The sequence below is a fragment of the Yoonia sp. F2084L genome (assembly GCF_023015625.1).
Lineage (GTDB): Bacteria > Pseudomonadota > Alphaproteobacteria > Rhodobacterales > Rhodobacteraceae > Yoonia.
In genome coordinates, this window is record NZ_JALKAH010000002.1 from 190,717 (window position 1) to 211,481 (window position 20,765).

At 55.5% G+C, this 20,765-nt stretch carries 21 protein-coding genes; 10 read left to right on the forward strand and 11 right to left on the reverse strand.

The window, feature by feature from the left end:
• Window positions 1–42: 42 nt before the first annotated feature.
• Together MWU60_RS06430 and MWU60_RS06435 are read right to left on the reverse strand one after the other, a co-directional pair.
• Window positions 43–684, reverse strand: a complete 642-nt coding sequence (locus tag MWU60_RS06430; RefSeq protein ID WP_247226384.1) for a LysE family transporter — start codon at window positions 682–684, stop codon at window positions 43–45.
• Window positions 685–773: 89 nt separating this feature from the next.
• A complete protein-coding gene (locus MWU60_RS06435; RefSeq protein WP_247226385.1) occupies window positions 774–2,147 on the reverse strand; it encodes a mechanosensitive ion channel domain-containing protein in 1,374 nt (457 codons plus the stop codon).
• A gap of 174 nt (window positions 2,148–2,321) precedes the next feature.
• Here MWU60_RS06435 and MWU60_RS06440 point away from each other — a divergent pair, with 174 nt between their 5' ends.
• The 5 genes from MWU60_RS06440 (at window position 2,322) to MWU60_RS06460 (ending at window position 7,762) form a co-directional block, all read left to right on the forward strand.
• Entirely contained in the window at window positions 2,322–3,278 is a 957-nt protein-coding gene (locus MWU60_RS06440) for a calcium-binding protein (RefSeq protein WP_247226386.1), read from the forward strand.
• A gap of 206 nt (window positions 3,279–3,484) precedes the next feature.
• On the forward strand, window positions 3,485–4,891 hold the full coding sequence (leuC, locus tag MWU60_RS06445; protein WP_247226387.1) for a 3-isopropylmalate dehydratase large subunit: 1,407 nt from the start codon (window positions 3,485–3,487) through the stop codon (window positions 4,889–4,891).
• Window positions 4,892–4,974: 83 nt separating this feature from the next.
• Window positions 4,975–5,580 carry a 3-isopropylmalate dehydratase small subunit gene (leuD, locus tag MWU60_RS06450; protein WP_247226388.1) on the forward strand — a complete coding sequence of 202 codons (606 nt, stop codon included), beginning with the start codon at window positions 4,975–4,977 and terminating at the stop codon, window positions 5,578–5,580.
• Window positions 5,581–5,921: 341 nt separating this feature from the next.
• Window positions 5,922–6,734: a hypothetical protein gene (locus MWU60_RS06455; RefSeq protein ID WP_247226389.1), complete on the forward strand. Its 813-nt coding sequence runs from the start codon at window positions 5,922–5,924 to the stop codon at window positions 6,732–6,734.
• On the forward strand, window positions 6,635–7,762 hold the full coding sequence (locus MWU60_RS06460) for an endonuclease/exonuclease/phosphatase family protein (protein ID WP_247226390.1): 1,128 nt from the start codon (window positions 6,635–6,637) through the stop codon (window positions 7,760–7,762). Before MWU60_RS06455 ends, MWU60_RS06460 begins: the two co-directional genes overlap by 100 nt.
• On the opposite strand, the gene MWU60_RS06465 is transcribed toward MWU60_RS06460, so the two are convergent.
• Entirely contained in the window at window positions 7,697–8,608 is a 912-nt protein-coding gene (locus MWU60_RS06465) for an NAD-dependent epimerase/dehydratase family protein (protein WP_247226391.1), read from the reverse strand. The two genes, MWU60_RS06460 and MWU60_RS06465, sit on opposite strands and share 66 nt — an antisense overlap.
• Before the next feature lie 94 nt (window positions 8,609–8,702).
• Between MWU60_RS06465 and MWU60_RS06470 the strand changes: the two genes are divergently transcribed.
• From MWU60_RS06470 to MWU60_RS06485, 4 genes are read left to right on the forward strand one after another with little or no spacing between them, the layout of a single operon-like run.
• On the forward strand, window positions 8,703–9,599 hold the full coding sequence (locus MWU60_RS06470; protein ID WP_247226392.1) for a LysR family transcriptional regulator: 897 nt from the start codon (window positions 8,703–8,705) through the stop codon (window positions 9,597–9,599).
• Between the two features lie 57 nt (window positions 9,600–9,656).
• A complete protein-coding gene (gene leuB, locus MWU60_RS06475; RefSeq protein ID WP_247226393.1) occupies window positions 9,657–10,760 on the forward strand; it encodes a 3-isopropylmalate dehydrogenase in 1,104 nt (367 codons plus the stop codon).
• Window positions 10,757–11,239 (forward strand): GNAT family N-acetyltransferase, encoded by a 483-nt coding sequence (locus MWU60_RS06480; protein WP_247226394.1) that lies wholly within the window; start codon window positions 10,757–10,759, stop codon window positions 11,237–11,239. The genes leuB and MWU60_RS06480 overlap by 4 nt, the downstream gene beginning before the upstream one ends.
• 23 nt (window positions 11,240–11,262) lie before the next feature.
• The gene (locus MWU60_RS06485) at window positions 11,263–12,234 is read left to right on the forward strand and encodes a DMT family transporter (protein ID WP_247226395.1); all 972 of its coding nucleotides are present in this window, start codon (window positions 11,263–11,265) and stop codon (window positions 12,232–12,234) included.
• Here the strand turns inward: MWU60_RS06485 and MWU60_RS06490 are convergent.
• Together MWU60_RS06490 and MWU60_RS06495 are read right to left on the reverse strand one after the other, a co-directional pair.
• The gene (locus MWU60_RS06490) at window positions 12,231–13,796 is read right to left on the reverse strand and encodes an FMN-binding glutamate synthase family protein (RefSeq protein WP_247226862.1); all 1,566 of its coding nucleotides are present in this window, start codon (window positions 13,794–13,796) and stop codon (window positions 12,231–12,233) included. The two genes, MWU60_RS06485 and MWU60_RS06490, sit on opposite strands and share 4 nt — an antisense overlap.
• Before the next feature lie 151 nt (window positions 13,797–13,947).
• The gene (locus MWU60_RS06495) at window positions 13,948–14,757 is read right to left on the reverse strand and encodes a division plane positioning ATPase MipZ (protein WP_247226396.1); all 810 of its coding nucleotides are present in this window, start codon (window positions 14,755–14,757) and stop codon (window positions 13,948–13,950) included.
• A 369-nt stretch (window positions 14,758–15,126) separates the two neighbouring features.
• Here MWU60_RS06495 and MWU60_RS06500 point away from each other — a divergent pair, with 369 nt between their 5' ends.
• A complete protein-coding gene (locus tag MWU60_RS06500) occupies window positions 15,127–16,446 on the forward strand; it encodes a DEAD/DEAH box helicase (RefSeq protein ID WP_247226397.1) in 1,320 nt (439 codons plus the stop codon).
• A gap of 228 nt (window positions 16,447–16,674) precedes the next feature.
• Here MWU60_RS06500 and MWU60_RS06505 read toward each other — a convergent pair whose 3' ends face one another.
• The 6 genes from MWU60_RS06505 to MWU60_RS06530 all read right to left on the reverse strand — a co-directional run bounded on the left by MWU60_RS06505 (window position 16,675) and on the right by MWU60_RS06530 (window position 20,753).
• A complete protein-coding gene (locus MWU60_RS06505; protein ID WP_247226398.1) occupies window positions 16,675–17,346 on the reverse strand; it encodes a LysM domain-containing protein in 672 nt (223 codons plus the stop codon).
• A 137-nt stretch (window positions 17,347–17,483) separates the two neighbouring features.
• Window positions 17,484–18,236, reverse strand: a complete 753-nt coding sequence (locus MWU60_RS06510; protein ID WP_247226399.1) for a CopD family protein — start codon at window positions 18,234–18,236, stop codon at window positions 17,484–17,486.
• A 98-nt stretch (window positions 18,237–18,334) separates the two neighbouring features.
• Window positions 18,335–18,679 carry a copper resistance protein CopC gene (locus tag MWU60_RS06515; protein WP_247226400.1) on the reverse strand — a complete coding sequence of 115 codons (345 nt, stop codon included), beginning with the start codon at window positions 18,677–18,679 and terminating at the stop codon, window positions 18,335–18,337.
• 189 nt (window positions 18,680–18,868) lie between these two features.
• A complete protein-coding gene (locus MWU60_RS06520; protein WP_247226401.1) occupies window positions 18,869–19,555 on the reverse strand; it encodes a DNA alkylation repair protein in 687 nt (228 codons plus the stop codon).
• Between the two features lie 6 nt (window positions 19,556–19,561).
• Window positions 19,562–20,032 carry a VOC family protein gene (locus tag MWU60_RS06525; protein WP_247226402.1) on the reverse strand — a complete coding sequence of 157 codons (471 nt, stop codon included), beginning with the start codon at window positions 20,030–20,032 and terminating at the stop codon, window positions 19,562–19,564.
• A complete protein-coding gene (locus MWU60_RS06530; protein ID WP_247226403.1) occupies window positions 20,022–20,753 on the reverse strand; it encodes a TetR/AcrR family transcriptional regulator in 732 nt (243 codons plus the stop codon). Before MWU60_RS06530 ends, MWU60_RS06525 begins: the two co-directional genes overlap by 11 nt.
• Window positions 20,754–20,765 lie beyond the last annotated feature (12 nt).

Genomic DNA, 20,765 nt, shown 5'->3' on the forward strand with positions numbered 1-20,765 from the left:
CGAAAAGGCCGCATGGATTTCCATGCGGCCTTTTGTTCATGCCTAGGTGCGGCTGCTCAACAGTTTTAGACCAGCAAGTGCAAAAAACGTACCCAAGATGCCCTGGATAAACCGGCGCGCTTTCGCGTAAATCCGCACCATGACAGGTGTCGAAAATGCCAGCGCGTAAAGCAGGTGGCATATGATGGACAGGATGAAAGTGCCGATAACAATCGCCAGCGCCACCCAAAGCGGCGCACCGTCTTGCAATCCAAGCGAGATGATCGCGATCCACGACAATGCGGCCTTGGGGTTGGTCATCTGAATGATATAGCCACGCCGCATGTATCCAAATGCAGTGCGGCGTCCACCTGCAAGTTCTTTCGCTTCTATGTCATGGGGGGAGGCTGCGGATTTAAACGCCTTGTAGGCCAGCCAAAGCAGATATGCACCGCCGAATATCTTTATCACCAACAGTGCGGATGCGTAGGTGGCCAAAAGCGCCGATAGCCCAAAAGCAGTCAAAAGTGACCATGTGAGCGACCCGACCGCGACCCCCATAGCAAGGGCAACGCCAGAGGTGCGCCCCACGCTCATGGACGTTCCCATGACGGCCAGAACATTCGGCCCGGGGCTGGCGATGCCCAGCAAAAACGCGGAATACGCCAGCATAATTCCCGGAAGATAAAGAGCAAAATCCTGCATTTTGGAGCCTTTCAAATCTTAAATGTGTTCACACAATGTTCTCGGTCTGCTATTTTGGCAATTCATTTCTTGCAGGGTGATCTTTTCGCTCACTGACCCTGCTCAATCTTCACATTTACCTTTTCGCTCTCAAGCAGCTTCACTTCCCTCTGCGGGAACGGGATGCTGATACCGTGTTCTGCGAATGCGTCCCAAAGCGCCAGATAGACATTCCCGCGTATGTTCGTCAGGCCGCCAGTGGGGTCTCTGATCCAGAACCGCAGCAGGTAGTCCACCGAACTGTCGCCAAATCCGATGATGTGACAGACGGTGGGGCGATTGCTCAGCACGCGGTCCACGCCTTGTGCGGCTTCAATGGCAATACGGCGCACCTCATGCGGGTTGTCGTGATAGGCCGTGCCAAAGTTGATATCGAGACGGACGAAGTCGTTCGAATGGGACCAGTTGACCACTTGGCCAGTGATCAGGTCCTCGTTCGGGATCAGGTATTCGCGCCCGTCGCGGGTGACGACCGAGACATAGCGCGCACCCAGCGAATTGATCCAACCAAAGGTATCGCCAAGGCTGATCACGTCGCCGGGTTTGATCGACTTGTCGAGCAGGATGATCACACCTGACACAAGGTTCGAGACGACCTTTTGCAGACCGAAACCAAGGCCCACACCAATTGCACCGGAAAGCACCGCAAGCCCGGTCAGGTCAATTCCAAGCGCACGGACCCCAACGAAGAATGCCGCGCCATAGAAAGCGATCTGCACGCCTTTGACGATCAGCACTTGCATTGATGGGCTGATGTCTTCGTTTGATTTGATCCGGCTTGAGGTGGTTCTGGTCAGGAACCGTGCAAGCGTGATGAGCACGCCAAGAATAACGAGACCCTGAATAAGCAGCAGCAAAGAAAACCGGATCTCTCCGATGCTGAAGCCAATACTGTCAAGCAGGCGCTCTGCTACATCCAGCAGCCCCAGAATCTGCAAGGTGGCCCACGTCCATGCGCCATAGCGGACAAACTTGCGCAATGTCGGGCTTTTGATCAGGCGGGTGGCAAAGACAATCAAAAGCCACGCCAGCGCCAACGTACCGATCACGCTGAGCAGATAACTGCGACTGGGCCATGTCACCTCGCGCATCGTGAAGACCACAACCCACATCAGCAAAACAAAGAAGATTGCCCGCAGACGTTGATGCACCACAACCAGAATGCGCATGCGCCACTTCGGCCAGTTTTCGCGCGATCCCATCCACGCCCGGATGCGTGGGCCCATGATCGCACGCAGCAGATGCGCGGCTATGAAAACACCCAGGGCGATCAGCAGTTGATACAGGTTCCATGTGCGGAACATGCTTTCGCCGAAGGTTTGCGCTTGCGTCAACAAGTCTGTGCCGATGCTCAGCACCTCATCAAGCGGAGCGCCCGCGATGTCATCGGGCGTTAGCGTTGATCCATTGTCGTGTACGGCCATGTATCCGGATTCACCTGTTGCTGTCGCAGCGTGACACGCAAGGTGAATGCGATCAAGTCAGCGCTGCTTGTGACCAGCGTGCTGCACTCTCGCCGTGTTAACGTTTGTTTTCTTGTCTGGAGGTTTTGAAAGGTCTATCAAAAACAGAACTTAGATCACAAGGTTTGGATCCTCATGGATATCAGTATCATTCTTTTGTTGTTGGCCGGTGGTGCGCTGCTTATCCCGCTGCTTGGCGGTGACGATGACGACGATGATGACGCGAACGAAATTTCAGGCACCCTCGAAGACGACGAGCTTGAGGGCACCGAAGGAGCTGATTTGATTCGGGGCTTTGCTGGTGATGACATCATCAATGGCAATGGCGGTCTGGATGTACTCATCGGTGGCGACGGTAACGACACCATCACTGGTGGCGAAGATCGTGATGAGATTTTTGGCCGCGCAGATGACGACATATTGTTCGGTCTTGGCGGTGATGACACCATCGAAGGTGGCGCTGGCATTGATACGATTGATGCTGGTGAAGGCAATGACATCGTGCGTGCCGGCAATGGCAATGACGTCATTTTTGGCAACCTCGGCACTGATAGACTACGTGGTGAAGACGACGATGATGACATCTTTCTTTGGGGTGCTGAAGGTCGGGCGTTTGGCGGTGACGGCGAAGATGAGCTTGTCATGGTTACAGGCCGCGGTGTGCTCGAGGGTGTTGCGGGTGTAAATGACTTCTATGCTTTGGCCAATGATGGCGATGACCAACAAACGGTCGCGATTATTGAAGATCTCGGCGTTGGCGATGAAATCTTTCTGACAATTGATACAAGCGACGCAGGTGCGGAGGATGCTGATCTTCTTGTCACAATCACCGAAGGCATGATCAACGGCAGCGCGGGCTATAACATCGAGGTGTCGTTCCAGAACGAAGCTGATGAGCCGGGTGATGGCGAAACCTTCGAAACTGCGCGCGTGTTTGTACTTGGGACAAGTACACCGATCGAAACGCTTGTTGACTCCATCAAGGTCGATGTGACCGTGAATGCGGGTCTTTCTACCGATGCAGCACAGGACACCTTTGAGGCCGTTAGAGCGGGCGCTGCGGCAGCCGCTGCGACAAGTACCCCCGCCTAAGTGACAGGTGTTCGCTAGTGTGGGCCTTGCAGCTTCGGCTTGCCTTCTGTATCTGATCGCGCATGAAAAAGGTTTTTGACATGGATGATCGCGCCCGGCTGCCTTGGCGGTTTTTTGGTGCGCTCGGCACAATCCTTGCCCGCGACTAACACCGCCGTGTTTCCGCACGCCTGACGACCACTGACATTTTGATACGGGAGAGGACAATGTCCCCCAAAACGCTCTATGATAAAATCTGGGACGCGCATGTCGCCCATGAAGCCGATGACGGCACCTGCTTGCTCTATATCGACCGCCATCTGGTCCACGAAGTGACCAGCCCGCAAGCCTTTGAAGGGCTGCGCATGGCAGGCCGCAACGTCCGCGCGCCAGAGAAAACAATCGCCGTACCGGACCACAACGTGCCAACAACACCGGGCCGTAATGATCCAAAGAACATGACCGAGGACAGCGCCATTCAGGTGGCTGCTTTGGACACCAACGCCAAGGAATTTGGCATCCACTACTATCCTGTCTCTGACGTGCGTCAGGGCATCGTGCATATCGTCGGACCCGAGCAGGGTTGGACGCTTCCCGGCATGACCGTTGTCTGTGGCGATAGCCACACGGCGACCCATGGTGCTTTTGGCGCGCTGGCGCATGGTATTGGTACGTCGGAGGTGGAACATGTGCTGGCCACGCAAACGCTGATCCAGAAGAAGTCGAAGAACATGAAGGTTGAGATCACGGGCAAATTGCGCCCGGGTGTCACGGCCAAGGACATTACCCTGTCTGTTATTGGGGCGACCGGTACCGCAGGCGGCACCGGCTATGTCATCGAATACTGCGGTGAAGCGATCCGCGATCTGTCCATGGAAGGCCGCATGACGGTCTGCAACATGGCCATCGAAGGCGGCGCGCGCGCTGGTCTGATTGCGCCGGATGAGAAGACATATGAGTACTGCAAAGGTCGCCCCCATGCGCCCAAAGGTGCGGCTTGGGAGGCTGCGGAAGCTTACTGGCGCACGCTCTATACCGACGAAGGCGCGCATTTCGATAAGGTCGTGACGCTGAAAGGCGAAGACATTGCGCCTGTGGTGACATGGGGCACATCGCCCGAAGACGTACTGCCGATCACGGCTGTTGTTCCTTCTGCCGATGACTTCAAAGGCGGTAAGGTTGGTGCGGCGCAACGCTCGCTCGACTACATGGACCTCAAGCCCGGCACACCGCTGTCCGAGATCGAGATCGACACTGTCTTTATTGGCTCCTGCACCAACGGCCGGATCGAGGATCTGCGCGCTGCGGCAGCGATCCTGAAAGGCAAGAAAAAGAAAGACGGGCTGCGGGCGATGGTTGTGCCCGGCTCTGGTCTGGTCCGTGCGCAGGCTGAGGAAGAGGGGTTGGCCGATATATTCAAGGAAGCCGGTTTCGAATGGCGTCTTGCAGGCTGTTCCATGTGTCTGGCGATGAACCCGGATCAACTGGCACCCGGCGAGCGCTGTGCCGCGACATCGAACCGGAACTTCGAAGGGCGGCAAGGTCGGGGCGGTCGCACGCACCTGATGTCACCTCAGATGGCCGCGGCAGCGGCCATTACGGGCAAACTGACCGACGTGCGCGAGATGATGTAAGCGGCGCGCTTATCAAACCCTGCCGGGTTTTCTTCGCGAAGAAGGACCGCAGGGACTGATGAGCAGCCCCGAAAGGACAAAAAATGCAGAAATTTACAAAGCTCAGCGGCATCGCCGCACCGATGCCATTAGTCAATATCGACACTGATATGATCATCCCCAAGCAGTTTTTGAAGACGATCAAGCGGTCTGGCCTTGGCGTGAATCTCTTTGATGAGATGCGCTATGATGACGACCGTAACGAAATCGCGGATTTCGTTCTGAACAAGCCGCAGTATCGTGAGGCGCAGATCATTGTGGCTGGCGATAACTTTGGCTGCGGTTCATCCCGCGAACATGCGCCATGGGCCATTGCGGATTTCGGAATCACTTGTGTCATCGCGCCCAGCTATGCCGACATCTTTTACAACAACTGCTTCAAGAACGGCATCCTCCCGATTGCCTTGCCGCAAGAACAGGTCGATGTGCTGATGAAGGATGCCGAGAAGGGATCAAACGCGCGGATCGAAGTTGATCTTGACGCACAGACGGTCACCACCTCGGACGGCGAAACATTCAGTTTTGAGGTGGATGCCTTCAAAAAGCATTGCCTGATGAATGGCCTCGATGACATCGGACTAACGATGGAGAAAGCGGCGTCAATTGATACGTTTGAAGCACAGGCAAGCGCAGCGCGCCCTTGGGTTTAGGCCCCTCGTTTTTTGCTTTAAAAGGCCGCGGGTGTAAGCGGCCTTTTTGTTTGCGCATGTCTGTCACACACGGATAGATTGAAGGTGCTGGTCGTGGTACATCTTAGCGTGATAGACACTTGATAAGTGTTGGTGCATTTTTGCACCTATGTGGTGACATTCTGGCACCACTTGTATTTCAAAGTCGATGGAAAGCCCCGCCCGGTGATGCCTTTGGTTGATGCAACGCGCTGGATTTGTTCAGAATTACACCAATAATAAGATATTCGCTGTCTTGTGTGACCTTGCCGTTCAAAAACGCCCGTCACACCAGATGGCGGCACAAATGAGGAAGATGCGCAGTGCTAGCCCGACTGCCCGGAGCATTGGTGAGAGCCGTTTTGGTCGTGATGTTGATCGTCATGCCATACGCGTTGCTGCCCAGCAGCGACAACGACAACGCGCAGATCATTGTGCTTGTCGCGATCTTTGGCGCGCTTTTCACGATTGTTGAATACAGCTCAAGCAGCCCAAGCCTTGTTGAGTTTCGCGATGCGCCACCATTCAACCGCATCCGATTTTCGGCACTTTTTGCAACCGTCCTATGCCTCGCCGTGATCTTTCGCGGCAGTGATACGCCATCATCAATCTCAGCTTACTTTCAACAAAGTGGCAGCGTCATAGGTCAAGCGATTGATTTTCCCTATTCGCCTGTGCGCCTGATGGTGCTGATGATGCCCGACGGCACCAGCCCCGCCGTTATTGAGCGCCTGCGCGATGCTGCCGGTCTGAGCTATCTGGTATCAGTTTTTTCGGTCATCTGGTTCATTATCCGGCTGCGCCTTGACCGTTGGCCGCGCCGCACAGAGGCGTTTAATGTCTGGATCAATCTGCCAACATTCGACCCGACCGCAGGTGGTGACGTGGTCAAACGCCTCCAACGTGACAGTCGTATTAACATTATCTTAGGATTTCTGTTGCCCTTCTTGGTGCCAGCAATCGTAAAGCTTGTGGCGGCCCTTGGGACGCCGATCAATCTTGATAATCCACAGACGTTGATTTGGACGGTCTCTGCATGGGCATTCTTGCCGGCCAGTATTTTGATGCGCGGTGTCGCCCTCAGTCGGGTTGCGCAGATGATCCAGATGCAACGCAGAAAAGCGTCCGATCGCTAGGTATTTGGGTTTGGCTGGCTGTCTTCACCGCGATCACCAGTCCGGTTGACGCCGACACCTACCGCATTGCCACATTTGCAGCCCCACTCAGCCGGGATGGTCCCGGTTTGCTACTGCGCGATATCAAACGGGACGAAGATCCGCAGATTGACGCCACCCGCAGTATCATAGCCGCCATATCACCCGATATCATTGTCCTGACAGATTTTGATTATGATCTTGACGGGGTCGCCTTGGCGGCCTTTGCGGCCTCTTTTGATCCGCACTACCCGCATCATTTTGCACTGCAACCTAACGCCGGGCTTGCCACCGGGCTTGATCTGGATGGGAATGGGCGTTTGGGGGATGCCCGCGATGCGCATGGATATGGGCGTTTTGCGGGTGATGGCGGTATGGCAGTCCTGTCGCGCTATCCCATAGATCCGTCACAGGTGACCGATCTGTCGCGCCTTTTGTGGAAAGACCTGCCCGGTGCCACCTTGCCGCAAACGGCAGATGGCCCGTTCCCGAGTGCAGCGGCACAACAGGTCTTGCGCTTGTCCTCAACCGGGCACTGGATCGTCCCGGTCATCTTGCCTGATGGCCCGCCGCTGGCGCTGCTGGCATTTTCCGCGACGCCACCGGTTTTTGATGGTCCTGAGGATATGAACGGGCTGCGCAACCGGGATGAGTTGCGCATGTGGGAGGTGGTGTTGGATGGTGGATTTGGCCCGCCCCCCGGGTCGTTCGTGATCGCAGGTAACGCCAATCTTGATCCTGACGACGGACAAGGACTGTCTGACGCGATGGCACGGTTCCTTCAAAACCCAAAGCTACAGGATCCGCTGCCCAGCCAAGACACCGCAGACTGGCCGGAGGACGGTCCGGGCAATCTGCGGGTGAGCTATGTCTTGCCCTCTGTGGATTGGACAGTGACGGACGCTGGCGTCGTCTGGCCTGCGCCAGACGATCCTATGCGTGCCCTAGTTGGTGATGACGGTTTGGCTGCTGGCCCGCACCACCTTGTCTGGGTTGATATCAGCCGGTAAGCCTGCAAGCATCACATCCTCCAGATCGGTCGGCTCAAAATCGGGCAGCAGCCTATTGAACCTGTCTGACCCAATCTGATGCGGCATCGCGTAGAGGTAGCGCATTTCGCGCATTTCACGAGCTAATTCCCACAACGGGCTGAGAAGCGTCATGATCCACCACGGAAAGCGGGTGATCTTGATTGTGCGGCCTGTCGCATCGGATACGGCGGCGTGCAAATCACTGGTCGTAAATGCGTGGCCCGGGAAGGGAACATCTTCGAACTGCCCAAGCTCTGCCCGCTGTTCGGCAAGCTGCACAGCTGCGCGCGCCCAATCAGGAACATAGGCATAGGCCTGCAACGTCTTGGGGTCCGCCGCTGCGGTGATCCTGTCCTTCTTGATATCGCGCATCACGAGCATACTCATGATGTCACCGTTGCCTGCGGGGTCGATAAAGTTACCTGCACGCAGCACGATGGTCTGCACGCCCGAGGCACGATAGCTCTCTTCCATTTCAATACGCACGCGGCCCTTTTTAGTGGTCGCAAGGTGCGGTGTGTTTTCATGCAGTACGCCGGGCTGATCACCGTAGTTATAGATATTGCCAGGGATAATCACCGTCGCCCCGCTGGCTTTGGCCGCTGCGATCACCTGTGCGGTGATTTCGGGAATAGTACGCTCCCACGCGTGATAGGCGGGCGGGTTCAGGCCGTTGACGATCACATCAACGCCTTGGGCAGCTTTCACCATGTCGCCTGTTTTGCGGTCATAGTGGCGCACTTCCCAGCCCGCATCCCAAAACGCGTCTGTTGCGCGGCTGCCGATCTTGCCGGACCCGCCAAGAATAAGAACTGTCTGTTTCATTTATGCGTCTCCCATACGGTTGCTGAGGACAATGTGTGCTATTCAAATCGAGAAATGAATTGCCAGAATTCGCAGATCATGTATTCAATATTGAATGGATAAATCACTCGGATCATTGGACTGGTCGCTGGTCCAAGCCTTTTTGGCAGTGGCTGAAACTGGCAGTCTTTCCGCTGGCGCGCGAGAGTTGGGCACAAGCCAGCCCACGCTCGGGCGCCAGATCAAAGCAATTGAGGCGCAGTTGGGTGCTGAGCTTTTTCGCCGCCAACCGCGCGGCTTTGCACTCACGCAGACAGGTGCAGATCTGGTTGCTCCAGCCATTGCAATGCGCGACGCCGTTCAACAAATCGCCCTTACCGCAGCTGGCCGGCAAGCCCAGTTGGAAGGCACCGTTCGGATCACGGCCAGCGTGGCGACCTCGGCGATGCATCTGCCCTCGATCATTGCCAAAATTCGCAAACTGGAACCCGAAATCGCGATTGAACTCGTGCCGAGCGACGACACCAGCAACCTGCTTTATCGCGAGGCAGACATCGCGGTACGTATGTACCGCCCCACTCAGCTTGATCTGGTGACACAGCATATCGGGGATATTGCATTGGGGGTCTTCGCCGCCAAATCCTATTTGGCAGAGCGTGGTGTGCCGCAATCGCTTAGCGAAGCCACTGGACATGACTTTGTTGGCTATGACGCACTTCCCCATATTATTGATGGCATGATCAAGGCAGGTATTGATGTTGACCGAGACTGGTTCAAGGTGCGCTGCGACGATCACATCGCTTATTGGGAACTGGTGCGCGCGGGATGCGGCATTGGTTTTGCACAAAGGAACGTGGGGTCTATTGATCCGCTGGTGACCGAATTGATGCGCGACATCACAATCCCACCTTTGCCGATTTGGCTGACTGCGCATGAAGCGATGCGCCAGACACCGCGGATCAGGCGTGTTTGGGACTTGTTGGCCGAAGGACTTAGGCCCTTGGTATCTTGAACCCCGCCGCCCTTCGCGCTAGGGCCTTTGCAACCTAATCAAGCAAGGACCAAACCTATGGCAAACCCTTCTCTTTTGATCCTCGCCGGCGACGGCATCGGCCCTGAAGTTATGGACGAAGTGAAGCGGATTATTGGCTGGTTCGGCGATAAGCGCGACCTGACTTTTGTCGTGTCCGAGGATTTGGTCGGTGGTGCGGCCTATGACGCCCACGGTGTGCCCCTGCATGATGACACAATGGCCAAGGCCCAAGAAGTGGATGCCGTTCTGTTGGGTGCGGTCGGCGGTCCGAAGTATGACAATCTGGATTTCAGCGTAAAACCCGAACGCGGGTTGTTGCGCCTGCGCAAAGAGATGGACCTGTTTGCGAACCTGCGGCCGGCACAGTGTTTTGACGCGCTGGCGGATTTTTCTTCTCTCAAGAAAGACCTGATCGCGGGTCTTGATATCATGATCGTGCGCGAACTGACCTCTGGCGTCTATTTCGGCGAACCCCGCGGGATCCACATCGAAGACAATATGCGCGTCGGTATCAACACCCAACGGTATACCGAGGCCGAGATTGAGCGTGCAGCCCGCGCCGCCTTTGATCTGGCGATGAAGCGTGGCAAAAAGGTCTGCTCGATGGAGAAGGCCAATGTAATGGAAAGCGGCATTCTGTGGCGTGACGTGGTGACCGAAGTGCACGCAGATTACCAAGAGGTCGAACTCAGCCACATGTATGCCGACAACGGTGCAATGCAGCTGGTTCGCGCACCTAAGCAGTTCGACGTGATCCTGACGGACAACCTCTTTGGCGATATCCTGTCTGATTGTGCAGCCATGTTGACGGGTTCACTGGGTATGCTGCCATCCGCCTCGCTTGGCCTGCCGATGGCAAATGGGCGACCGAAAGCGATGTATGAACCTGTCCACGGTTCGGCACCTGATATCATGGGCCAAGCCAAGGCGAACCCGATTGCCTGTATCCTGAGCTTCGCGATGGCACTGCGGTATTCCTTCGATGAAGGCGCAGAGGCGGACCGTCTGGAAGCCGCGATCGAAAAAGTGCTCGCTGATGGCGCACGCACGGGTGATCTGATGGGGCCGGAGGACGGAACACCGCTGAGTACGACTGAGATGGGTGATGTGATTTTGACGGCACTTGATGAAAGTCTGTGACGCAGATCAGGCCATATGACCCTACACTTGCGCAGGATTTCCTCGCCCTGAACCGTGCGGTGCTGGTGCATTACGACATTGCGCCGGCCACGTCAGCCGAGGAAGCGAGGCTGATCGGCCTGCTTGATCAGGGCCGCTATCTGTCATGCGAGATAGCCTATGTTGATGAAATACCGGCCGGTTTTGCCACATGGGCGTTGGTTTTCCCGGCAGGTGCTGGAATGGCTTTGTTCATGAAGGAACTCTTTGTGGCACCTGCGTTTCAAGGGCAGCGTGTGGGACGGGCCATGATGGCGCACCTGACCCAGATTGCGATAAACGAAGGGTGCAAAAGGATCGATTGGCAAACCGATGGTGACAATACGGGCGCGCGCGCGTTTTATGCCAGTATTGATGCACCTGTTGTTGATAAGGTAAGTTACCGCGTGACGGCATCGGACTATGACCGCTTTTTAAATCACGGCACCAGCAAAAGCTGACCGCCGCATAAAGGATGACCCGGATGTCCCCGAATGCCAAAGGTGCATTGTTGGCGTTGCTTGCCTTTGGCATCTTCTCGATACATGACGTCGTGGTGAAAATCTTGGGCGGGATCTATTCGCCGTTCCAGATCGTGTTTTTCAGCGTCTTGCTCAGCTTTCCGCTGGCGATGGTCATGCTGATGCGGGATGTGACGCCGGGGACGCTGGTGCCGGTCCATCCATGGTGGCTGGCTTTGCGGACCGTTGCCGCAGTGGTCACGGGTGTGTCTGCCTTTTATGCGTTCTCCGTCCTGCCACTAGCCCAAACCTATGCGATCCTTTTTGCAGCCCCCTTGCTGATCACAGTCCTCGCCATCCCGGTTTTAGGTGAAAAAGTGCGCCTGCGCCGCTGGATTGCGGTGTTGGTTGGGCTTGGCGGGGTGATGGTGGTGTTGCGGCCCGGCCAAACCGATCTGTCGCTTGGCCACCTTGCGGCCTTGGCTGCTGCTATCGGCGGGTCATTGGCTTCCATCGTGGTGCGCAAGATCGGGTCTGAAGAACGGCCCGTGGTCATGTTGCTTTATCCGATGATGGTGAATTTCATCATCATGGCTTGCGCGCTGCCGTTCGTTTACAAACCCATGCCAATTGAGCATCTTGGCCTGCTTGCAATCATCGCAACCTTTGCATGGATCGCCAGCCGTCTGGTGATTGCGGCGTATCAATCTGGTGAGGCAGCCATCATTGCCCCCATGCAATACAGCCAGATCATCTGGGCGACGCTCTTTGGCTCTGTGTTTTTTGATGAGACTATTGATCAGGCGACGACAATCGGTGCCGGGATTATCATTGCGAGCGGCCTTTATATCGTGCTGCGCGAAAGCAAGAGCGGCAATTCTGAGAATACCCCGGTTTTGCGAACGCGGTCACGTTCTGAGACTGGCACGACGCCGCGCGTGTCGCTATTTATGCGTGCTGCTGGTAAGATCCCCCCACGCCCTGACGATCCTTAGCCAGCGGCTTCCGGCGGCGCAAAGCTATGTGGATTGGCGCGTGCCCAGCGTTCGCGATAAATCGGGTTGTCATCGCCGTCATCAAGCAAGAAACCTTCGCGCAAGTAGGTGTAGACATCCGCAGCCTCAGTCATTTGACCGTCAGCTTTGCGGGTCATGAAGTGATAGGGCAGGAACCCGCAAGGATCATCCAGACCAGCGGCACCCGCCATCTCACCCAAGGCTTTCAACGTGTTGGCATGGAAACGCGCAACGCGCTTGCTTTTGTCGTTGACGTTCAGGGCCGCCTGGCGCATCGGGTCTTGCGTGGTCACGCCGACAGGACAGTGGTTCGTATGACAGGCCTGTGCCTGAATGCAGCCAATGGCGAACATGTAACCGCGGGCCGAGTTGCACCAATCCGCCCCAATCGACAGCGCCTTGGCAATATCAAAGGCACTGACGACTTTACCCGCCGCCCCGATTTTCACCTGATCGCGAATACCCGCGCCACGCAGCGTGTTGTGCACGAACGTCAGCCCTTCGACCATCGGCATGCCGACGTGGTTTGCAAACTCCAATGGGGCAGCACCTGTGCCGCCTTCGGTGCCGTCCACCACAATAAAATCCGGGATAATCTCGGTCTCAAGCATAGCCTTCACCATGCACATAAATTCGCGCCGGTGCCCAATGCAAAGCTTGAACCCGATAGGTTTGCCACCTGACAACTCGCGCAGCTGGCCGACAAATTGCATCAGCTCCATCGGGCCAGAAAACGCGCTGTGGCCTGCAGGCGAGACACAATCAACACCCATTGGAATGTCGCGGGCTTCGGCGATTTCAGGTGTAATTTTTGCTGCTGGCAGCATCCCACCATGGCCGGGTTTGGCCCCTTGGCTTAGCTTGATCTCGATCATCTTGACCTGATCGTTTGCTGCTTGTTTCGCGAATTTTTCAGGGTTGAACGTGCCGTCGTGATTGCGGCAGCCAAAGTAGCCCGAACCCACTTCGTAGATCAGGTCACCGCCACCTTCGCGGTGATACCGGCTAATGCCGCCTTCGCCGGTGTCATGGGCAAACCGGCCTTCTTTTGCGCCTTTGTTCAGGGCCGAAATTGCATTCGCGGACAGCGACCCAAAGCTCATGGCAGAGATGTTGTAAAGCGAAGCGCTATAGGGCTGTTTGCACTTGTCCCCGCCAACAAGCACACGAAAGTCAGTGTCGTCAAAATGGGTCGGCTCGACCGAGTGCGTCAACCAAGAATACCCAGCTTCATACACGCGTTCATGGCTGCCAAAGGGGCGTTTGTCCTCGGCCCCTTTTGCGCGTTGATAAACAAGCGAGCGTTGTTCGCGGCTGAACGGCTGTTCCTCTTGATCACCCTCGATCAGATACTGGCGAATTTCAGGACGGATTTTTTCGAACAGAAACCGGATGTGACCCAATACCGGGTAATTGCGGACAATCGCGTGGCGCGTTTGGTTCACGTCCCTTATGCCAAGAATTGTCAGCGCGGCAAAGACAATGAAAAGAACAAAGACCCACGGTGCCCAAAACCCCGCAACAAATGTCACAACGGCCATGAGGCCAACAAAAACGAACGTTGCGTAACGCTGCAACGAGATCAGTTCACGCACAACATACCCTCCCTCTTTTGAGGTAGACTAGGCCGCTCAATTCATTAACGAAAGGCTGATTTGATTAAGTTTTGATCACAAAAAGAAAATGACACTGTTAGAAGTCTGCGGTCACGCCCGGCAGATCCAGTGCCTTGATCAATTCGCGCAGTTCTTGGCGAGCAGCAACGTTTGAGATATTCATACCCTTCACGCCGATATCTCGCAGGTCCAGCAAGGTTAAGCCACGCGGAAAAAGCTCGCGGAAAATCACGCGTTCATTGAAACCGGGGGCGGTGCGAAATCCGATCCGCTTGGATAGTTTGGCGATGACCGCTTCCATCTTTTTCTTGTTCACCATCGCCTGCGCACCCATGCGGTTGCGCACCACCACCCAGTCGATAGGTTTGAGCCCCGCCTGGCTGCGCAACTGCCGCGCATTCCAGACCATTTCGGAATAGACCGAAGGCCCCGTGATCTCTTCCCCGTCGCTGTCCACATGCGCCAGCAGGTCAAAGTCGATGAAACTATCATTGAGCGGCGTGATCAGTGTGTCTGCCAGCGAATGGGCCACTTGGCTCAGGCGCGTGTGCGATCCGGGGCAGTCAATCAGGATGAAGTCCGATGTTGGCTCCATCTTGGCCACGGCCATCGACAGACGGTGGTCAAAGGCGTTTTCGCCCGGCTTCAGCGCATCTTGGTCAATCTCTGGCAGGTCGTGATAGGACGGGGTGGGTAGGTCCAGCCCCTTTTTCATCAAAAAGGCTTCGCGGTTACGCACATAACGTCCCAGCGTTTTCTGGCGCAAATCCAGATCAAGCGTACCAACCTTATGACCCATCCGCGCAAGGGCTGTGGCCACATGCATCGACACGGTGGATTTGCCCGCACCGCCCTTTTCGTTGCCGACCACGATAATATGCGCCACTGGACGATTCCCTACTAATCAAGCTTTGCAAAACTATATGATGTGGTTGGGACAAGGGAAAGCACATGAAACACGCATGCGGGATGTTTTTCCCGGCACCCTTGACACAAGCGCCACAAAGCCTCATGTGCCACACAACCGACGCAAGCTGCCGCGTGAGCAGAGCGAGACCGCAGGTCTATCCGCAAGGCGTCGCTTAAACTTCAGGTTCCCACATCACGCAGGGGTCCCGCGCCACATCGGCGCCCGGACAATGCGGTCTTGGCTGTCAGCATATTGGCGCAACCTTTGCACGGGTTCATGGCGTTCTGCCGTGGGCCAAATGATATGCGCGGGCTGCTGGCCTGCTAGAAATTAGGATATTCCTTTATGGATTTCGACATGCTGGGCCTTGCGCCCCGACTGGTAAACGTACTCAAAGAACAAGGGATCACTGATCCCACACCAATCCAAACCCAAGCCATTCCGCACGCCATGAATGGCCGCGATGTGATGGGTCTGGCCCAAACAGGCAGCGGCAAGACCGCAGCCTTTGGTCTGCCCATGATCCACGCGCTGTTAAAGGCAGGCGTGAAGCCAAACCCCAAAACAACGCGCGGTCTAATCCTCGCCCCAACACGCGAACTGGCCAAACAGATTGCCGATAACCTGACCGCCTATACCAAAGGCACCCACCTCAAAGTGGCGTTGGTCGTTGGCGGGGCAGGGATCGTCGCCCAAACGAAACGGCTTGCTGGTGGTGTTGACCTGCTGGTCGCCACACCCGGTCGCCTGATCGACCTTTTGGATCGCCGTGCGGTACGGTTGGACGAAACCATTTATCTGGTCCTCGATGAGGCCGACCAAATGCTCGACATGGGCTTTATCCATGCGCTGCGCCGGATCGCACCACTGCTGGCAAAAGACCGTCAGACGATGATGTTTTCCGCCACGATGCCGAAACTGATGGGCGAGTTGGCAGGTACCTACCTGACCGACGCCGTGCGCGTGCAGGTGAACCCTCCGGGGCAGGCCGTGAAGAAGATCAACCAGTCGGTGCACTTTGTGGCACAAGCCGCCAAGACCGACCTGTTGGTTGAGCTGCTGGACAAGCACCGTGATGAGTTGGCAATTGTCTTTGGCCGCACCAAGCATGGCTGTGAAAAGCTTTATAAAGTGCTTGAGAAGAAGGGCTTTGCCGCTGCATCCATCCACGGCAATAAATCTCAGGGGCAACGGCAACGCGCGCTTGAGGCTTTCAAGGCAGGCAAAACCCGCGTCTTGGTTGCAACGGATGTGGCCGCGCGCGGTCTGGACATTCCCGATGTACGTTTCGTCTATAACTACGACCTGCCCAACGTTGCTGAAAACTACGTTCACCGGATCGGCCGGACAGCACGCGCCGGGGCAGATGGGAGCGCTGTCGCATTGGTTGCACCCGATGAGATGATCGAATTGAAAGACATCGAGAAAGCGATGAAGGATACCATTCCCGTCGCTTCAGGCCGCGAATGGGAAATCCAACCGGGCCAGAAAAAGCGCCCCAATGGCGGCGGCGGCGGTGGGCGCCGTGGCGGTGGTGGCGGTGGACAGCGTTCCGGCGCGCCACGCGCAGCCGGCAAACCCGGCGGCGGTGCAGGCAAACCCGGTGGGCGTCGCCGCAATGGCGGCGGTGGTGGAAACCGGTCGCGCGGGCAATCGGCAGCTTAGAGCGCGCTCCAAATCATGAGTATCGCGAGATGCCATCTGACTTTTCAGGTGGCATTTTGTTTTTGGGTGGATGACTGCTTTGAGCCCAGTCTTCCCATTCGCCAAGTCTTGGCGAAAGTCTACTTTCGCTTTGGCAGCAAATCCGAACTAGTTCTCGTTATTGTGACAAATGAAAAGGGTCGTGCGAGCAAGCCCAGCACGACCCTTCCAAATATCTAGCCGCTTAGCTTAACGACTGATCTCGTCGGAGATAATGGTCAGCATCGCGCGCAGCCATGCCGGATTGCCCTCAGCCGCGATAACTGCATTGCTGAGCGTTGTTTTTTCGCTGTCAGGTAGATCTAGCGTGTCGATAAGAGCAACTACTTTGTCAGCATCGAAACCTTCGATGGTCAATAATTCTTCCGACATCGCCATGAGGTCTTCTGTGGTGTCCTCTGTCGCAGCGGATGCTTCTAGCGCGGCGGCGGCGTCGACTTCAGCTGCTTGCGCTTCTGCTGCGGCGGCCACCTGTGCGGCAGCTAAAGTTGCAGTCGCTTCTGGTTCGGCTTGTGCAGCAGCAGTTTCGGTCTCTGCGGCAGCAGCTTCGGGTTGCTCAGCGGCTTCCGTGCCTGATGTAGATGCCACCAACTCCTCACCGTCAATACATGGGATGTTGAGTTCCATACCTAAAAGAAGCACGGACCGGTCCGGACCAATCTGATCTGCATTTGCGGCATAAATCTCATCTACACGGCGCGCGGTGCCATATGCCCACTCTGAGATATTCGAAAGGCTGTCAGCCCTCTCAACGACATAGGTTGTTCCGCAGACGATTTCGTCAGAGTGCGCGAACATCGGCGTACCCAAGCTGACCCCGATGAGTGCCAGGCTAATGTTGGCGATTTTGAACTTATTCATTTGAGAACTCATAATCTGTTATCGGCTTGTTAGTATTTGCACGCAAATGCTGACTAAAATATGACCGATTTCACTCAAACCGCGTAAGTACCGCTGCGTTATCTACCGTCATTTTGGGGGCAAGCGCGGGGTCAGCTTCACATTGGCAAGGTCAGGACGGATGTAAGGATCGCAGTCATTGATAGAATGACAATGAACACCCCCCATTCAACCAGTATTGATCGGGCCAGGTGTCGTGCTGCTGTGTGGTCGCCAGCTTGCATGCGTGGAATGAACCGCATTTTGTTGGCAGCGGCCAGCGTCAAAAGACCACCGACAAGTATGACCTTAATGATCAACGCGCGGCCATAGGCACCATTTACTAAGGCACTTAGCGTGCCGACCAGGACGTAACCCATATAGAGACCCGCCAATACAAGAAGCGGGACCAAAACCATCGCAAGCCGTCCAAAACGATGCCCCACCGAAACCGCCTCCGGTAGTTGCGCCGGATGCAGCGAAAGTTTACGCAGCGGCGACAACACTCCGATCCAGAAACAAACTGCGACGAGGTGGAAAAGCAGGATCAGGTTCAGCATGATACTGTCACGATCCGGGATATGTCCGATATGCGCAAAGGACCATAGTGCTATGATCCCCCCGATCGTTGACAAGAGTAAGCCGCGCCGTCCCAGAAACACGCCAACAATCAGTAACCCAAGACCCACCACGCGCAGGACAAATGCCGTCCCGACTGGCGTTGTCCATAATAGACCCAGCATTTCAGGATCTGTCATGCCAGACACGTCACCGGTCAGCATCGCGCCACGCAAGCAGAACCCGACAAGTGTCGCAAACAAACCAATAACGGCAAAGAAGATGATAAACGGCCGATTGATTTTCAGTTGCAAAACCAAACTCACAAGAACGCTGCCGAAAGAAGTAAACACCCCCAGGTAAAGTCCAAACTTCGCCAAGATGGACGCCATGCCCCAAAAATCAAGCACGTCTATTCAACGGTAAAAGCAAATGACCCATTCAGGGCATGGCCATCATCGCCCAGTCCACGCCATTCCACCAGATACGCCCCTATACCCATCGGTTCTAACGGGATGACATAATCAGAGATGAAATCGCGAAATTCACTCAAATTCAGATCAACCCGTGTCTCATCCGCATGGGTCATGCTGACGCGCGTCAGTCTGATCCCGCTGGTGAAATTCATAACGATTTCGGTCGGAGCGTCTGTCAGCGCCGCCTCGTGCGCGGGCAATGTTGTTTCAAGCAGCGAATGTGCGACAGCAGCCGTTCCAGACAGAAACGCAAATAGCACTGTCAGCAAGGTTCGCTTCATGTTTCCATCTTTCCGTCATTAAGCGCGACTACAGCTCTGCCGCTGTGTCAGTAACTTATAAGCGCTTCATGGCAATATCTGGACTTTTTCGCGCCATGTAAACGGAACTCTTCGATTTGGCTAAACGGATATCCTGTCCCTCCGCACCCTCGACCTTAGCCTAAGTCCCGATGAACAGTGAATACCATGCTAGCTCATATTGGCTTTCAATTTCGCCAGTAACGCTTCATCTGCCAATTTCCTAAGCGCCTGCCGCCCTATCCAATTGGCTGTCTTGTCATCCATGTCTTTCAGATCGGTTGCGAACTGAACGGCCGTGCGATTGAGCGCGTAGTTGCGTTTCCCGGCGGCACGAAGCGCCATGTCGATGGCTTTTTTGACAAGTGGACGTTCATCAATGGCCGCCGCGCGCATCAAGGGGAAGGTCGCTTCAAACGTGGCGTTTGACGCCGATTTGTCATGGAAGGCCAGTGCCCAGACCAATGCAAAGCTGGCACGCCGCACAAATTCTTCACTGTTCGGCGCCCACTGATGCACCTTGTCCCATGCGAAGTCCGTTCGGTCGAACAGGTCAAAGCACGCCGTGTCACAGATCGCCCAATTGTCGAAGTCGCTACACCACTGGTCCGCCTGTTTAGACGTAAGCTTGTCGAGTTCTGCCAGAAAGACAGCCATCGTGCGTGCCTCGTAGCGACCATCTTTCCACAGTTGCAGTGCGAGGTCATGGTCGCGATCAAGGGTTTTGGCGTAGCGTTTCATGTCACCCATGCGGACACCAAAGGCGCGTTCATTGGGAATGCCATACCGTAGCAGCCCGGCCTTGGTTTCCGCACTGCTATTGTCTTGTAGCCACGATATGACTTGTTCGGCTTTCATGGATGATCATGCCGCATTGAACGCAGCTTCAAGCGTTCTAATCTCGATCTTGCTCATGTCCATCATCGCAGCTTGCGCACGTCCTGCGGCTGCCTGATCCTCCGCCCCCAGCAGGTCGGACAGCGCCTTTGGAACGATCTGCCACGAAACACCAAACCGATCTACCAGCCAGCCACAGCGACCTTCTTCTCCACCGTCAGAGGTCAATGTGTCCCAAAGCCGATCAGTTTCGGTTTGATCGACTGTCATGACGGAAATCGATGCAGCAGGCGTTTGCTTGAATTGAGGGCCACCATTGAGAATTTGATACGGTGTCCCTGCAAGAGTGAAATCGACAACGACGGCGTCGCCATCAGGTGCTGCGCGGACGACGTTTTCAATCTTACTGTTTGGGATCAGGGCAATATAGGCATTTGCTGCTGCTTCCCCATTGTTCTCAAACCATAGGCAGGTTCTGACCTTGTGATCATTTGTCATTTCTTGCGGCCTCCGTTGCTTTGGGGTGAAAGAGTAGTTCCAGATATCGTTTCAAGTGGTCGAGGCTTTCGACAGCGGCAGCGCTATTGTTCGTGGCCTTCGCCACAACAAAAGAACCCTGGATGACGGCTTGGATATGTGTTGCCAGGCCAATTGGGGTCCAATCAACATCCAGCGCCGACTGACTGATCGCTTCCGCAATATCAGCCTCCAGCGTTTCAGCATGGCCTGTAATACTTGCACCACAGGCATCGCGAATGGCCGGATAGCTTTCAAAGGTTTCCTGGGCCATTGTGCCGACCAGACAGGTAAAATCAGCCAGGTCACCCTGAATGATGGCTTTGCGAAAATCGACATAGGCGATGAGACGATCGGCTGGATCTGCCGCGTCATGATAGGGTGCAGTACGGAAGATGTCTGAGGCGACTGCGGACCAATGATCTGCAGCAGCCACGCCGACATCTTCCTTGCTCTTGAAATGATGAAAGTAGGCTCCTTTGCTCACACCGGCTCGCTTGCAAAGGTCGTCTACGCTTGTGGCCGAAAACCCCTTCTGGCGAATTGCATCCATTGCGGCATTCAGAAGCCTTGTGCGGGCGTCACCACTTTCAGGCTGATATTTTGTGGGTCTTGGCATAGCCTTAAAATACCGACTATACGGTATGTTTGTCAATCCAGATCGAAAGCCATTTGGCGAAGAAACCGGGGCGAACGCATCCATAGGTCACCTGCC